This window comes from Mesorhizobium sp. 113-3-9 (assembly GCF_016756515.1).
Classification (GTDB): domain Bacteria; phylum Pseudomonadota; class Alphaproteobacteria; order Rhizobiales; family Rhizobiaceae; genus Mesorhizobium.
Genome location: NZ_AP023246.1, coordinates 5,310,523 through 5,325,126, shown reverse-complemented (window position 1 = coordinate 5,325,126; position 14,604 = coordinate 5,310,523). Strand labels below are relative to the sequence as shown.

At 64.4% G+C, this 14,604-nt stretch carries 13 protein-coding genes; 6 read left to right on the top strand and 7 right to left on the bottom strand.

The genetic code is table 11. The annotated features are described in order from the left end of the window. Nucleotides 1-151 precede the first annotated feature (151 nt). The gene (locus tag MesoLj_RS26120) at nt 152-826 is read left to right on the top strand and encodes a hypothetical protein (protein WP_140769676.1); all 675 of its coding nucleotides are present in this window, start codon (nt 152-154) and stop codon (nt 824-826) included. Nucleotides 827-990: 164 nt separating this feature from the next. On the opposite strand, the gene MesoLj_RS26115 is transcribed toward MesoLj_RS26120, so the two are convergent. Beyond that, nucleotides 991-1,440 (bottom strand): nucleoside deaminase, encoded by a 450-nt coding sequence (locus MesoLj_RS26115; RefSeq protein ID WP_202323057.1) that lies wholly within the window; start codon nt 1,438-1,440, stop codon nt 991-993. A gap of 241 nt (nt 1,441-1,681) precedes the next feature. On the opposite strand from MesoLj_RS26115, the gene MesoLj_RS26110 reads away from it, so the two are divergent. From MesoLj_RS26110 to MesoLj_RS26090, 5 genes are all read left to right on the top strand, one after another. Further along, nucleotides 1,682-3,742, top strand: a complete 2,061-nt coding sequence (locus MesoLj_RS26110; protein ID WP_202323056.1) for a pseudouridine synthase — start codon at nt 1,682-1,684, stop codon at nt 3,740-3,742. Next, entirely contained in the window at nt 3,739-4,293 is a 555-nt protein-coding gene (gene rsmD / locus MesoLj_RS26105; protein ID WP_202323055.1) for a 16S rRNA (guanine(966)-N(2))-methyltransferase RsmD, read from the top strand. Before MesoLj_RS26110 ends, rsmD begins: the two co-directional genes overlap by 4 nt. A 129-nt stretch (nt 4,294-4,422) precedes the next feature. Continuing rightward, a complete protein-coding gene (locus MesoLj_RS26100; protein WP_202323054.1) occupies nt 4,423-5,775 on the top strand; it encodes a M16 family metallopeptidase in 1,353 nt (450 codons plus the stop codon). A 200-nt stretch (nt 5,776-5,975) separates the two neighbouring features. After that, nucleotides 5,976-7,298 (top strand): M16 family metallopeptidase, encoded by a 1,323-nt coding sequence (locus MesoLj_RS26095; RefSeq protein ID WP_202323053.1) that lies wholly within the window; start codon nt 5,976-5,978, stop codon nt 7,296-7,298. After that, on the top strand, nt 7,295-8,179 hold the full coding sequence (locus MesoLj_RS26090; RefSeq protein ID WP_202323052.1) for a patatin-like phospholipase family protein: 885 nt from the start codon (nt 7,295-7,297) through the stop codon (nt 8,177-8,179). The genes MesoLj_RS26095 and MesoLj_RS26090 overlap by 4 nt, the downstream gene beginning before the upstream one ends. A 53-nt stretch (nt 8,180-8,232) precedes the next feature. On the opposite strand, the gene MesoLj_RS26085 is transcribed toward MesoLj_RS26090, so the two are convergent. From MesoLj_RS26085 to MesoLj_RS26060, 6 genes are read right to left on the bottom strand one after another with little or no spacing between them, the layout of a single operon-like run. Further along, nucleotides 8,233-8,691: an SRPBCC family protein gene (locus MesoLj_RS26085; RefSeq protein ID WP_202323051.1), complete on the bottom strand. Its 459-nt coding sequence runs from the start codon at nt 8,689-8,691 to the stop codon at nt 8,233-8,235. 3 nt (nt 8,692-8,694) lie between these two features. Next, on the bottom strand, nt 8,695-9,543 hold the full coding sequence (locus tag MesoLj_RS26080) for an XdhC family protein (RefSeq protein WP_202323050.1): 849 nt from the start codon (nt 9,541-9,543) through the stop codon (nt 8,695-8,697). Between the two features lie 20 nt (nt 9,544-9,563). After that, complete coding sequence (locus MesoLj_RS26075) at nt 9,564-10,772, bottom strand: vWA domain-containing protein (RefSeq protein ID WP_202323049.1); 1,209 nt, start codon at nt 10,770-10,772, stop codon at nt 9,564-9,566. After that, nucleotides 10,769-11,653: an AAA family ATPase gene (locus tag MesoLj_RS26070; protein WP_140768126.1), complete on the bottom strand. Its 885-nt coding sequence runs from the start codon at nt 11,651-11,653 to the stop codon at nt 10,769-10,771. Before MesoLj_RS26070 ends, MesoLj_RS26075 begins: the two co-directional genes overlap by 4 nt. Nucleotides 11,654-11,661: 8 nt before the next feature. Next, the gene (locus MesoLj_RS26065) at nt 11,662-14,082 is read right to left on the bottom strand and encodes an aerobic carbon-monoxide dehydrogenase large subunit (protein ID WP_202323048.1); all 2,421 of its coding nucleotides are present in this window, start codon (nt 14,080-14,082) and stop codon (nt 11,662-11,664) included. Beyond that, nucleotides 14,079-14,591 (bottom strand): (2Fe-2S)-binding protein, encoded by a 513-nt coding sequence (locus tag MesoLj_RS26060; protein ID WP_202323047.1) that lies wholly within the window; start codon nt 14,589-14,591, stop codon nt 14,079-14,081. The genes MesoLj_RS26065 and MesoLj_RS26060 overlap by 4 nt, the downstream gene beginning before the upstream one ends. Nucleotides 14,592-14,604: the final 13 nt, after the last annotated feature.

Here is a 14,604-nt window from a genome sequence, read left to right as displayed (position 1 = left end):
GTGCGTTGCCCTTAACGAGCGGTTGAGGTAAACACGCGAAACTCCGGAAGACAAATTGTCGCCGGATTTCCGTCGCAAGTGCTTGGACGATGGGGGCCGGACATCAAGACCGGTGGCGATCGAGAGGCTGTCTAGAGTGGGACTTTTTGGCATGACCGAGAGATATAATGCGCGCCTTGCGCTGCTGGCGCCGCTTGTCGCATCGGGCCTCGCTTTGTCCGGCTGCATGGGCTCTCCGACCTATGGCACCGACAAGACCGCCGCCGAACAGCTGGCCGGCGATCTCACCGGCGCCGTTTCCTTCGCGCCGAAGCGCAAGGACCCGATCGACTACAAGCCGCGCCCCACCTTGGTAAAGCCCGCTCCCGGACAGAAGGAAGCCCTGCCTGCACCGCAGGACAGCATGACGGCAAGCGCCGAATGGCCCGAATCGCCCGAGCAGCGCCGCGCGCGCTTGCGCGCCGACGCCACCGCCCACCAGAACGATCCGAACTACCAGGCGGAGATCGTTGACGATGTGCAGACGGATCCGGCCGCGGTGAAAAAGGCCATGGAAGAGTCTGGCTCCAGCCACCCGCCGGCTTGGTCGCCTGCTGATTCCGACAAGGGTCGCGCCGCTGAAATCCAGCGCCGTCTCGCCGAGAGCAAGCAGGGCGATCCGAACACGCGCAAGTATTTGAGCGAGCCGCCCTTGGCCTACCGTGTCGCATCGGACACCGCGCCACAGAACGAACTCGGCGAGGACGAGTACAAGAAGGAACGCCGTTTGAAGAAACAGGCGGAAGGCAAGAAGGGCGGCTGGTTCGACTGGCTGCCGTCGCTCTAAAGCAATTCCAGGAAAAGTGTGAACGGTTTTCCCGGGAAAAGCGCGTAGCGCTTTCCCTAGGGGATTGCGTCAGAACAAAGAGTTGGAGTGGTTCGCCGTTTCCGTGAAACGGTGAAATGCTCTAGGAACGCCCGCGCTGCCTTTTCGGACGGCATGGCGTGGGATCAGTCGCGACGCTCCCTGAAAAATTCCTTGAGCAGCAGGGCCGCTTCGGTCTCTCCCATGCCCGGATAGATGTCGGGCGTGTGATGACAGGTCGGCGAGGCGAAGAAGCGCACGCCGTTCACGACCGCACCGCCCTTTTCGTCCGCGGCACCGAAATAGAGACGGCGCAACCTGGCGAAGGAAATGGCGCCGGCGCACATGGCGCAAGGTTCCATCGTCACATAGAGATCGTGGCCGGTAAGCCGCTCGCTTGAGAGTTTCCCGCAGGCTTCGCGGATAACCAGCATCTCGGCATGCGCAGTCGGGTCCGCCAGTTCGCGGGTACGGTTGCCGGCACTGGCCACGATTGTGTTGCCCGTGGCGATGACGGCGCCGACCGGCACTTCGCCGCGCAAGGCTGCCGCTTCGGCCTCCTTAAGCGCCGCCGCCATGAAATCCGGCCGCTTCACGCGGTTTCCATTCCGATTATCTCCTCGCCACTCCAGACTTTTGATTTTCGTTCGTCTTGCCGGAAAAACCGGTCGCCACTTTTCCCTGACAAACTCTGATGATCCTGTTATTGAGCGCATCAGCCTGAAAATCGGACTCGATTTTCAGAAAAGATCATGCGCCAAATCAAAGTGCTACAGCGTTCGTTGCGCGCCCGAAAGGATGCGCCACGCTGTAGCAGCGCAAACGGACAAAGGCCACATGGACGACAACGACAGGAAATCTCCGCGCCAAAAAGGTCCGGGCAAGAAACCCGCGGCTCCGCGAGGCGACAGGGGCGGCAAGCCATCCTTTGGCGACAAGAAACCCTACGCGCCGCGCGGCGATCGTCCGATGGCCGCCGAGGGCGAGCGCCCGAAGCGTGACTTCAAGGGCGGCGACAAGCCGTTCAGCAAGGGGCCGCGCCCCGCGGGCAAGCCGTATGAGAAGCGCGAAGGACCGCGCAAGCCCTACGCGCCGCGCGGCGACCGTCCGATGGCGGCTGAAGGCGAACGCAAGCCGTATGAGAAGCGTGAAGGACCGCGCAAGCCTTACGCCCCGCGCGGCGACCGTCCGATGGCGGCTGAAGGCGAACGCAAGCCCTACGAGAAGCGTGAAGGACCGCGCAAGCCTTATGCGCCACGCGGCGACCGTCCGATGGCGGCCGAAGGCGAACGCAAGCCGTATGAAAAACGTGAAGGGCCACGCAAACCCTACGCGCCGCGTGGCGACCGTCCGGTTGCGGCTTCGGCAGAGGGTGGCGAAAAGCGTTTCGACCGCCCCAAGCGTGATTTCGGCGATCGTCCGAAGCGTGACTTTTCTGACCGTCCGAAGCGCGACTTCAGCGATCGTCCCAAGCGCGACTTCAGTGATCGGCCGCAAGGGGCTTCAGGCGGCTTCAAGCCGCGACCGCGTCCCGCCGAGGCCACGGAAGAGGCCGGCGAACGCATCGCCAAGCGGCTGGCGCGCGCCGGACTTGCCTCGCGCCGCGATGCCGAAGAGCTGATCGCCGCCGGCCGCGTCAAGGTCAATGGCCGGGCGCTGTCGTCGCCGGCTTTCAATGTCATGCCTGGCGACATCATCCATCTCGACGGCATGGAAATCCCGCCGATCGAACGCACACGCCTGTTCCTGTTTCACAAGCCGGCCGGCGTCGTCACCACCAACCGCGATCCCGAGGGCCGCAAGACCGTCTTCGACGTGCTGCCGGCCGAATTGCCGCGGCTGATGACCATTGGCCGGCTCGACATCAACACTGAAGGCCTGCTGCTGCTCACCAATGATGGTGGCCTGTCGCGCGTGCTCGAACTGCCGGCCACCGGCTGGCTGCGCCGCTACCGCGTGCGCGTCCACGGCAAGGTCGAGGAAAGCGCGCTTGCCGGCCTGCGCGAAGGCATTGCCGTCGACGGCGTGTTCTATGGCGCCATCGAAGCCAGCCTCGACCGCGAGCAGGGCTCCAATGCCTGGCTGACGATCGGCCTGCGCGAAGGCAAGAACCGGGAAGTGAAGAACATCCTCGGCGCGCTCGGCCTCGACGTGACGCGGCTGATCCGCATCTCCTACGGTCCGTTCCAGCTCGAGGACCTTGCCGAAGGTCACGTGCTGGAGATCAAGGGCCGCGTGCTGCGCGACCAGCTTGGCGAACGGCTGGTGGAGGAATCCGGCGCCAATTTCGACGCCGAGATAGCAAAACCCTTTTCCAACAAGCCGGTGCGGCGCACTGAAGTTCGCGAGCCGGAACCCGAACGGCCGAAATTCACTCGTGATGGCGAGCGCCGGCCGATCGGCGAGGGCGGGCTGATCAAGAACCGCAAGCGCCGGGAAGGCAGCCGCGACGAGGCGCTCGGCAAACTGTCGACAAGCCCCGACAGAAGCGAGAGGCCGGAAAAGAGCTTTGGCGAGCGTGGTCCGAGGCCAGAGCGTGGTGGCTTTGGTGACAAGCCACGCGGCAGTTTTGGCGACAAGCCGCGCGGTGGCTTCGGCGACAAACCTCGTGGCGGCAAGAAATCCGAGCGCGAGCAGCGGCCGATCGAGCCGCCCGGCCAGCGCAAGGCCAATGTCTGGATGGCGCCTGGTGCCCGGCCGATCGGCAAGGGCAGGGCGGAAGCCGATGCCGCCAAGGCGGCCGACGCCAAGGCGCGCAAGGCATCGTTCAAACCGTCCTATGGCAAACCCGGCGGCAAACCGGCAGGCGCAAAGCCGTTCGGCAAGCCGCGTGGCGAGCGTCCTGGCGGCGGCGGTGAGCGGCCGCGCGGCGGCCCCAAGGGTCCCCGGACAAGATGAGAATCGTCGGCGGTGAGTTTCGCGGGCGTCCGCTGGCGACGCCTCGCAGCAGCGCCATCCGTCCGACGACCGACCGCACCCGCGAGGCCGTCTTCAACGTGCTGGCGCATCGTTTTGCCGAACAGTTGAACGGCGCGCGCGTGCTCGACCTGTTCGCTGGAACCGGCGCGCTGGGTCTGGAGGCGCTATCGCGCGGGGCATCCTATGGTGTCTTCATCGAGGAATCGGCCGAAGGCCGTGGCCTGATCCGCGACAATGTCGAGGCGTTCGGCCTGACCGGCCGCACCAAGATTTTTCGTCGCGATGCGACAGGCCTTGGCGAGGCAGGCACGCTGGCGCCGTTTGGCCTCGTCTTCGCCGATCCGCCCTACGGCAAGGGCCTTGGCGAGCTTGCCTTGCGGTCGGCGAAAGCCGGCGGCTGGCTGCGCCCCGGCGCGCTGTGCGTGGTCGAGGAGACGGCGGTGGTTCCCTTCGAACCAGGCCCGGGCTTTTCCGTGCTGGATGAGCGCAATTACGGCGAAACCGTCATCCGTTTCATCGAGGCTGCCTGATACACCTGCGTTTGTGATCTCTTCCGAAGGCAACGGGTAGGCCGAGTGCCTTCAAAATGACGAACAAATTCGCTTTGCCTCGACTGGCAACCCCGCCTATCGTCCCCGCCATGACAACCGGAGCCATCGATGAAACGTCCTGAATGGCTGCGCGCAATGCTGCTGACGACCGCTCTGGCACTGATCAGCCCCGCCGTTGCAGCCGATGATGGCACGGTCACCAACTTCCTGCTCGACAACGGCATGGAAGTGGTCGTCATTCCCGACCATCGCGCGCCGATCGTCACTCACATGGTGTGGTACAAGATCGGCAGCGCCGACGAGCCGCCAGGCAAATCCGGCATCGCCCATTTCTTCGAGCATCTGATGTTCAAGGCGACGACAAATCACGCGGCCGGCGAGTTCGACCGCGCCGTCTCCGACATTGGCGGCTCCAACAACGCCTTCACTTCCTACGACTACACCGCGTTCCACGAGACGGTGGCGCCGTCGGCGCTCGAGCAGATGATGGGCTTCGAGGCGGACCGGATGCGCAACCTCATCCTCACAGATGATGTCATCAAGACCGAGCGCGATGTCATCCTCGAGGAACGCCGTTCGCGCATCGACAACAATCCGCAGGCGGTGCTCGACGAGGAAGTCGATGCCACGCTGTGGCAGAACCAGCCCTATCGCATTCCGGTCATCGGCTGGATGCAGGAGATGGAACAGCTGAACCGCACCGACGCCACCGCCTTCTATGACAAATACTACCGGCCCAACAATGCCGTGCTGATCGTGGCCGGCGATGTCGAACCGGAGACGGTGAGGGCGCTGGCTGAGAAGACCTATGGCAAGGTGGCGCGCGGCCCGGACCTGCCGCCGCGCGTGCGCCCGGTCGAGCCGGAGCAGAACACCAAGCGCACCGTCACACTCTCCGACGCCCGCGTCAGCGTGCCGAGTTTCTCGACGCAATGGGTGGTGCCGTCCTACCACACCGCCAAGGCGGGCGAGGCCGAGGCGCTTGACCTGCTTGCCGAAATCCTTGGCGGCGGCAACCGCAGCCGGCTCTACCAGGCGCTTGTGGTCAAGCAGGGCATCGCGTCCAATGCCGGTGCGTATTTCCAGGGCACCATGCTCGACGATACCAATTTCACCGTCTATGGCGCGCCGCGCGGCGACGCCAAGCTGGCCGACGTCGAGGCCGCGGTCGATGCCGAGGTGGCGCGTATCATCAGCGATGGCGTCACATCCGACGAGCTTGAAAAGGCCAAGGACCGCTATATCAGGTCGATGGTCTTTACCCGCGACAAACAGGACTCCATGGCCGAAATGTATGGCTCGACGCTCGCCACCGGCGGCAATGTGCAGGATGTCCAGCAATGGCCGGACCGTATCCGAAAGGTCACGGCCGACGAGGTCAAGGCCGTCGCCGCACGCTATCTGGTGCTGGCTCGCTCGACCACCGGCTATCTCTTGCCGCAGCAACAGGCGGGGAATTGATGATGAACTCTATGCATATGCGCGAGGCGGTGAAAGCGCCTTCCCTTCTCCCCTTGTGGGAGAAGGTGGATCGGCGCGTAGCGCCGAGACGGATGAGGGGTGCGCCACGGAGTGCCGTCCTCGCCAAGCTGGAACACCCCTCATCCGACCTCGCTTCGCGAGGCCACCTTCTCCCACAAGGCGAGAAGGGAAGACCGCGCGTGGCCACCGCGCTCGCAACCCTCTTCCTCACCATCCTCTTCCTGGTCCTGCCGGCGCTTGCCGCCCGCGCCATGGAAATCCAGTCCGTCACCTCGTCGAAGGGCGTCACGGCCTGGCTGGTGGAGGATTATTCCGTACCGGTCGTCGCCGTTCGTTTCGTCTTCGGCGGCGGCTCGACGCAGGATCCGGTGGGCAAGGAAGGATTGGCCAATCTGATGACCGGCCTGTTCGACGAGGGTGCCGGGCCTCTCGATTCGGAAGCCTTCCAGATCAAGCTCGACGATGCCGGAGCCGAGATGAGCTTCGACGAGAGCCGCGACGGCGTCTATGGTTCGATGCGCATGCTGGCCGAGCAGCGCGACGAGGCGTTCGACCTGTTGCGGCTGGCGGTCAACGAGCCGCGCTTCGACCAGGCGCCGATCGATCGCATCCGCGCCCAGATCCTGTCCGGCATCATCGCCAACGAGAACGACCCCGACACGGTGGCGCAGAACAAATGGGCGCGCGCTATCTATGGCGACCATCCCTATTCGCGCTCGGACCAGGGCACCAGGCAGAGCATCGCGGCCATCACGCGGGATGATCTGAAGGCCCTGCACAAAGCGGTGTTCGCGCGCAGCGGCCTGCATATCGCCGTGGTCGGCGCCATCGACGCCGAGACGCTGAAGAAGAAGCTCGACATGGTGTTCGGCGACCTGCCGCAGAACCAGGCGCTCGCGCCTGTCGCCGATATCGAGCCCAAATTGGCGCAGCATCTGGAAGTCAATTACGACTTGCCGCAGACCTCGCTGCAGCTCGCCTGGCCCGGCGTGAAGCGCAAGTCGGCGGATTTCTTCCCGGCGGTGCTGATGAACGAGATCCTCGGCGGCGGCACCTTCACCTCGCGCCTGTTCCAGGAGGTGCGCGAAAAGCGCGGGCTGGCCTATGGCGTCAACTCTTCGCTGGTCAACCAGGACCACGCCAACGCACTGATTGTCACCACCGGAACGCGCTCCGACCGCGCGGCCGAGACGCTCGGTATCGTGCGCGATGTCGTCAAGCAGCTGGCCGAGAACGGTCCGACCGAGGCAGAACTCGCGGCGACCAAGAAATATCTCATCGGCGCCTATGCCATCAACAATCTGGACTCATCGAGTTCCATCGCCGCGACGCTGGTCGAATTGCAGCTCGACGATCTCGGCATCGACTATATGCAGCGCCGCGCCGGCTACATCAACGCGGTGACGCTCGACCAGGTCAAGGCGGCTGCGAAGAAGCTGCTGACGGCCGAGCCGACCATCATGGTGGTCGGACCGCCGCTGGCGGGGGCCGGCAAGGGATGAGCCTGACCTTCGGCATAGCTTTCGGCGGCGGCGGCGCGCGCGGGCTGGCGCATATCCATGTCATCGAGGTGCTGGACGAACTCGGCATCAGGCCGGTGGCGATCGCCGGTTCGTCGATCGGTGCCATCATGGGCGCCGGCATGGCCGCGGGCATGACCGGCAAGGATATCCGCGACTATGCCCGCTCGATCCTCGGCCGGCGCGCCGAGGTGGCGAGCCGCATGTGGCGCGCTCGTCCGGGCACGATCGCCGAAGCCATGCAGAACGGCATCCGTGTCAGCCAGTTCAATGTCGAGCGAATCCTGAAGGCGTTTCTGCCCGAGGCCATCCCCGAAACCTTCGCCGAGTTGAAAATCCCGTTGAAGGTGACGGCGACCGATTACTTCGGCCACAAGCTGGCGGTGTTCGCGGATGGCGACCTGCATTCCGCGCTGGCCGCTTCGGCGGCCATTCCCGCCGTGTTCCGCCCGGTGATGCGCGACGGCAGGCTGCTGATCGACGGCGGCATCTACAATCCCGTGCCATTCGACCTGATCGAGAACGACGCCGACATCATCATCGGCGTCGACGTCGTCGGCGCGCCCGAAGAGGTCGACCGCAAGCAGCCCACCTCCGTCGACCTGATGTTCGGCGCCACGCAGCTGATGATGCAGTCGATCATCGCCAACAAGCTGCAACAATGCCGCCCCGACATACTGGTCCGCCCGGCAGTATCAAAATACCGCGTGCTCGATTTCCTGAAGATCGACGCCCTGATGAGCGAGACGGCTGATATCAAGGATCAGCTCAAGCGGGAGCTGGAGAGGGTGGTGGAGGCGCGTGAGAAGCGTGTCATCCGCCCGAAACGACAACCGTCTTCAAGCCGACGCCTTGCCCCGTGAAATAGTCGCGTGCACCGGCGGGTGCCGAACCGGCAGTTTTTCCTTCTGCCCTGTCAGGCCGAGATCGATTGCCCGGTCATCTGGCTGCCGAGATTGGTGAAAAACTGGCCGGCAAGCTTGCGCGAGGTCGAATCGATCAGCCGGCTACCGAGTTGGGCGATCTTGCCGCCGACATCGGCCTTGACCGTGTAGGAGAGGATCGTGGCATTTGGCCCATCCTCGGCCAGCGAGACATCGGCCCCGCCCTTGGCGAAGCCGGCAATGCCGCCCTTGCCCTCTCCGGAGATTGTGTAAGAGCGCGGCGGGTTGAGATTGGTCAGTTCCACCGTGCCTTCGAAACGCGCCTTGATCGGTCCGACCCGCAGCACGACGGTCGCGGTCATGTCGGTATCCGACGTCTTCTCCAGCGTCTCGCAGCCCGGAATGCAGGCACGCAGCGTCTCCGGATCGTTCAGCGCTCGCCATACCGCGTCGATTGGCGCCTCGATGCGCTCTTGCCCGTTCATATCCATCGTCTATGCCTTTTCTGCTGCGGATTGATGTGCCGCCGTAGAGCGCTGTCCTTCGCGGCGGCGTTGTGTGATTTCGGCGAGGATCGACAAGGCGATCTCCTCGGGTGTGATGGCGCCGAGGTCGAGTCCGGCCGGCGCCTTGATGCCGTCCAGCGCCACAGGCGAGACGCCGTCTGCTATCAGTTTTTCGCGCAACGCCGCGATCTTGCGGCGGCTGCCGACGAAGCCGCGATAGTCGGCATCCATGCCGAGCGCCGCTTTCAGTGCCGCCTCATCGCCTTTGCCTTGCGTGGAAACGACGACGAAGCGTCTGGCGCCATGATGTACTTCGGCCCGAAATCCGTCGACGAGCAGATCCGCGTCGGGCATGGCGGACAGGTCCGCCATCGGCGATGCCAGCGTGACGTGGTAGCCGAGAGGCCTCGCCTGCTCGATCAGTGCCAGCGCCACCGGGCTGGAACCCAGCACGACAAGCGACGGGCGCGGCAGCACCGGCTCCACGAAGATGTCCATCGTGCCCTTGGACGGGCACATGTTCCTGGCGAATTTTATCCCGTCACGATCGTCGCCCGCGTGCACGCCCAGTTCCTCCAGAAGATTTTCCGGTTGAATCGAGATCAGCCGCGACTGCCCGTCGGCCAGCGCCTCGCGCGCCGCCTTGAGCGTGGCCCCGCGTGCGCAGCCGCCACCGATCCAGCCGGCCTCGATGCGGCCGTCCGGACGGATCACGGCCTTGGCGCCCGCCTTGGCCGCCGTCACCGACACGGTGCGCACCACGGTGGCGAGCACAAAGGGCTCTTCGGCCGCCTTCAGGCGCGATACGATATCGAGCACATCGACATGGGCGTTCATGGCAAAACCTCCCGTCTCCGTCACAGTTTGCTCAAATAGGGTTCGAGCGCGGCCAGGCTCTTCAGCGTATGCGCCGGCGCGAACAGATCGACATGCGGCAGCGCTGCCTTGATGCCGGCGGCCTCCGGCGCGTAGCCGTCCCAGCCCATCATCGGGTTCAGCCAGACGATGCGCCGGCAACGCCTCCCAAGCTGCTCCATCTCGCGGCCGAGCAGGGCTGCGTCGCCGGTCTCGTAGCCGTCCGAGACGATCATCACGCAGGTGCGTGAATGGATGACGCGGGCGGCGTGCCAGCGGTTGAAGGTCTGCAGGCTCTCTCCGATCCTCGTGCCGCCACCAGCGCCCTGGGCCATCATCGACAGACGGTCGAGCGCGCGTGCCGCATCCTTCTCCTTCATGGCGTCGGAGACATGGGCAAGCCTGGTGTGGAACAGGAAGGCCTCGGCTTCGCGAAAGGCGTCGAGGACGCCGTGGATGAACCGCAGGAAGGCGCCGGTATACATGCTCATCGAACCCGACGCGTCGAGCAGGATCACCAGCCGCAGCGGCTTTTGCTTGCGCTGCCGCCTGACCAGGCTGACCGGTACGCCGCCATGGCTGATGTTGCGATGGATGGTGCGCCGGAGGTCGAGCCGGTAGCCGCGCCGACGCGCGAGGTCGCGCCGCGTCAGCCTTGTGCGCATGACACGCGCCAACCGTTCGGCGATGGCATGCGCCTCGGCGATGTCGGCGGGGTCGGAGAGTTTGCGGAAATCGGTTTCGGCGATGGTTTCCGTCCGCGAGGCGCCCTCGGCGCGTCCTTCGCCGGATCGTTCCTCGGCGCCCGCCTCGCCGCCGGAGGCAATCTGGTCGAATGCCTCGCCACCCTTCTGCTTGTCCTGGCCGTCCTGAAGCGACTTCACCGACGGATTGTTGGCGTTGGCGGGCCTGCCTGAAGCGGCAATGCGCGAACGCACACGCTTCTTCAGCCAGAACGCATCGAAGATGCCGTCGAATTTCTCCCAGTCGGCCTTGCGGGCCGAGAACAGATGCTTGAAGGCCGAGCGCAGCAGGCCGGGTTTTTTCCCGTAGCCAGCGGCAAGCAGCGCCGCGGCATCCTGGCCTTCACGCGCCCCCACCGCGAAGGCGGCGCCACGCAGCGTGGCAAGGAAGGCCGAGAGTTTGCGCGAGACGAGGCGCGAGACCTCGTCCATCTCGTCGAGGGTCGGAGGGGTGCCGCAGCAACTCATGCCACTCTCCCCAATATGCGCTGCGTGACCTCACGCGTCATGCGCGCGCTGTCCTCCCGGGTTTTCATCAGGCAGATCAGCGTCTCGTGCACGTTTTCGGGCTTCTCGTGCAAGTCCGTCACATCGAGGCCGACAAGCGCCGCGGCCCAGTCGAGCGTTTCCGCGATGCCCGGCACCTTGCGCAATTCCTCCTTGCGGATGCTTTCGACCATGCGGGCGATCTGCAGCGAGAGCGCGGCGCCTGCCTGCGGGATTCTCGCCATGATGATGCGTGCCTCGCGATCGACGTCGGGATAGTCGACATAGTGGTAGAGGCAGCGCCGGCGCAGTGCATCGGACAGTTCGCGGGTGCCGTTCGAGGTCAGCACGACGTGCGGAACGGATATGGCCGTGATGGTGCCGAGTTCAGGGATCGAGACCTGAAAATCGGAAAGCAGTTCGAGAAGAAAAGCTTCGAATTCCTCGTCGGCGCGATCGACCTCGTCGATCAGCAGTACCGGCGGCTTTTTCCTCCGTATGGCGGCCAGCAGCGGCCGCTCGAGCAGGTATTTTTCGGAGAATATCCTGTCCTCGATCGTGTCGGCGTTGCGGTCGGTGCCGGCCTTGTGCGCCTCGATGGCAAGCAACTGGCGCTGATAGTTCCATTCGTAGAGCGCCGCCGATTGGTCGAGGCCCTCGTAGCACTGCAGGCGGATCAGTTCCGTGTCGTGCACGAAGGCCAGCGCCTTGGCGACCTCGGTCTTGCCGACGCCCGCCTCGCCCTCCAGCAGCAGCGGCCGTTTGAGCAACTGCATGATGCCGATGGCGGTCGCCAGTTCGGCGTCGGCAATGTAGCCTGCCGCGGCAAGGCGGCCGGCGATCTCGTCGCGGGGGAGGGCCATGGGAAGGACTACCCCACCGCCCCCAGCTGCTTCGCCACCCGCCAGTTGCGCCAGTAGTCATGCGGCATCTGGATGTGCGTGGAGCCGAGGAACGAGAAAGCGTCGTTGACGGCGTTGGAAAAGGCCGGCACGCCGCCGACATTGGGGCTTTCGCCGACGCCCTTGGCGCCGATCGGATGATGCGGCGACGGCGTCACGGTGAAGTCGGTTTCCCAGCGCGGCGTTTCGACCGCGGTCGGAATGAAGAAATCCATGAACGAGCCGGTGGTGACGTTGCCGGCCTCGTCATAGGCGATCTCCTGGCCCATGGCGATGGCGAAGGCCTCGGTCAGTCCGCCATGCACCTGGCCCTCGATGATCATCGGGTTGATGCGCGTGCCGCAATCGTCAAGAGCGTAGAAGCGGCGGACTTTGTAGACTCCCGTGTCGACGTCGATATCCATGACGCAGATATAGGCCCCGAACGGATAGGTCATGTTGGGCGGATCGTAATAGCTCACCGCTTCCAGGCCCGGCTCCATGCCGGGCGGTGGGGAATTGTAGGCGATCCAGCAGATGTCCTTCATGCCGAGGAATTTCTCCGGCAGTCCCTTTACCCGGAAGCCGTCGATGTCCCATTCGAGATCGTCTTCATGGACCTCCAGCTTGTAGGCGGCGATCATCTGTGCCTTGGCCTTGATCTTGCGCGCGGCCATGGCGATGGCGGCGCCCGCCACCGGCGTCGAGCGCGAGCCGTAGGTGCCCAGTCCGTAAGGCGCGGTGTCGGTATTGCCTTCCTCGACCATGATGTCGTCGGCCGGAATGCCGATCTCTGTCGCGATGATCTGCGCCCACGTCGTCTCGTGACCCTGGCCTTGGCTCTTGGTCCCGACCCGCGCGATGCCGGCGCCGGTCGGGTGCAGCCTGATCTCGCAGGAATCGAACATGGCGATGCCGAGGATGTCGCAGTTCTTCGACGGGCCGGCGCCGACGATCTCGGTGAAGAAGGAGACGCCGAGGCCCATGATCTCGCGCGTCTCGCCGCGCTTGAACGCTTCGCGCCTGGCGGCCTGTTCCTTGCGCAGCCCGGCGTAGTCGACCGTCTCCATCATCTTCTTCATGGCGGTGTGGTAGTCGCCGGAATCATATTCCCAGCCGAGCGCGGAATGGTATGGGAACTGCTCCGGCTTGATGAAGTTCTTGAGCCGCAGCTCCGCCGGGTCCATGCCGAGCTTCTGGGCAAGGATATCCATGCCCCGCTCGATGCAGTAGGCGGCTTCCGTCACCCGGAACGAGCAGCGATAGGCGACACCGCCCGGCGCCTTGTTGGTGTAGACGCCGTCGACTGCCAGATGCGCCACCGGGAAGTCGTAGGAACCGGTGACGATGTTGAAGAAGCCGGCGGGCCATTTCGACGGATCGGCGCAGGCGTCGAAGGCGCCGTGATCGGCCAGCACGTGGACGCGCAGCCCGGTGACCTTGCCTTCCTTGGTCGCCGCGATCTCCGTCGTCATGTGGTAGTCGCGGGCAAAGGAGGTGGCGGTCAGGTTCTCGATACGGTCCTCGACCCATTTGACAGGTTTGCCCGTCACGATCGATGCCACCGCCGCGCAGATATAGCCGGGATAGGCGCCGACCTTGTTGCCGAAGCCGCCGCCGATGTCGGGCGCGATGACATGGATCTTGTGTTCCGGAATCTTGGCGATCAGCGCCACCACGGTGCGGATGACGTGTGGCGCCTGGAACGTGCCGTAAATGGTCAGTTCGCCCTTCACCTTGTCGAAGGAGCAGAGGCACTGGCAGGTTTCGAGCGGCGACGGGTGGGTGCGATGGTAGGAGATCATCTCCTTGATCGTCACCTCCGCCTTGCGGAAGGCGGCGTCGGTGAGATCCTTGTCGCCCACCGTCCATTCGAAGATATGGTTGTGGTGCTTGCGCGGGCCATGCGCACCGGTCGTCTTGCCGGCAAGATCCTCGCGCAGCACGGGCGCATCGGTGTCCATCGCCTTGAACGGATCAACCAGCGGCGGCAACGCCTCATACTCGACCTCCACGGCATTGATGCCGTCGTCTGCGGTGTAGCGGTCGGTGGCGACGACGAAAGCGACTTCCTGGTTCTGGAACAGGACCTTGCCGTCGGCCAGCACCATCTGCACATCGCCCGCCAGCGTCGGCATCCAGGCTAGATTCACGGTCTTCAGCGTCTCCGCCGTGATCACGGCGAGCACGCCGGGGATTTTGAGCGCCTTCTCGGCGTTGATCGACTTGACGCGGGCATGGGCGTGCGGCGAGCGCACGAAGTCGCCATGCAGCATGCCGGGCAGCTTGATGTCGTCGACATAATTGCCCCGGCCTTGCGTGAAGCGGATATCCTCGACCCGCTTCCTCTTGCAGCCCATGCCTTCCAGTTTCGCTTCGCGCTGTTCGCGCGTGGGGGTCATGTCGTTCATTCCGCTGCCTCCTGGAATTCCGTGCCGTTGATCTTGGCGGCTGCGTACTGGATTGCCCTGACGATGTTCTGGTAGCCGGTGCAGCGGCACAGATTGCCCGCGATGCCGAAACGGATTTCTTCTTCAGTGGGGTTCGGGTTCTCCTGCAGAAGCCGGTGCGCGCGCACGATCATACCCGGAGTGCAGAAGCCGCATTGCAGTCCGTGCATCTGCCTGAAGCCTTCCTGCAATGCCGCCAGCGTGCCGTCCGCGTTGGCGATGCCCTCCACCGTGGTGATCTCGGCGCCGTCGGCTTGCACGGCAAAGATCGTGCAGCTCTTCACCGACATGCAGTTGAGATCGACGGTGCAGGCGCCGCAATGCGTCGTTTCGCAGCCGATATGGGTTCCGGTGAGTTGCAGGTTTTCGCGGATGAAGTGAACGAGCAGGGTACGTGGCTCGACGAGGCCGTCGACCTCGACACCGTTCACCTTCATGCTGACCTGGGTTTTCCTTGCCTGGGTTGCCATCTCCGGTCTCCTC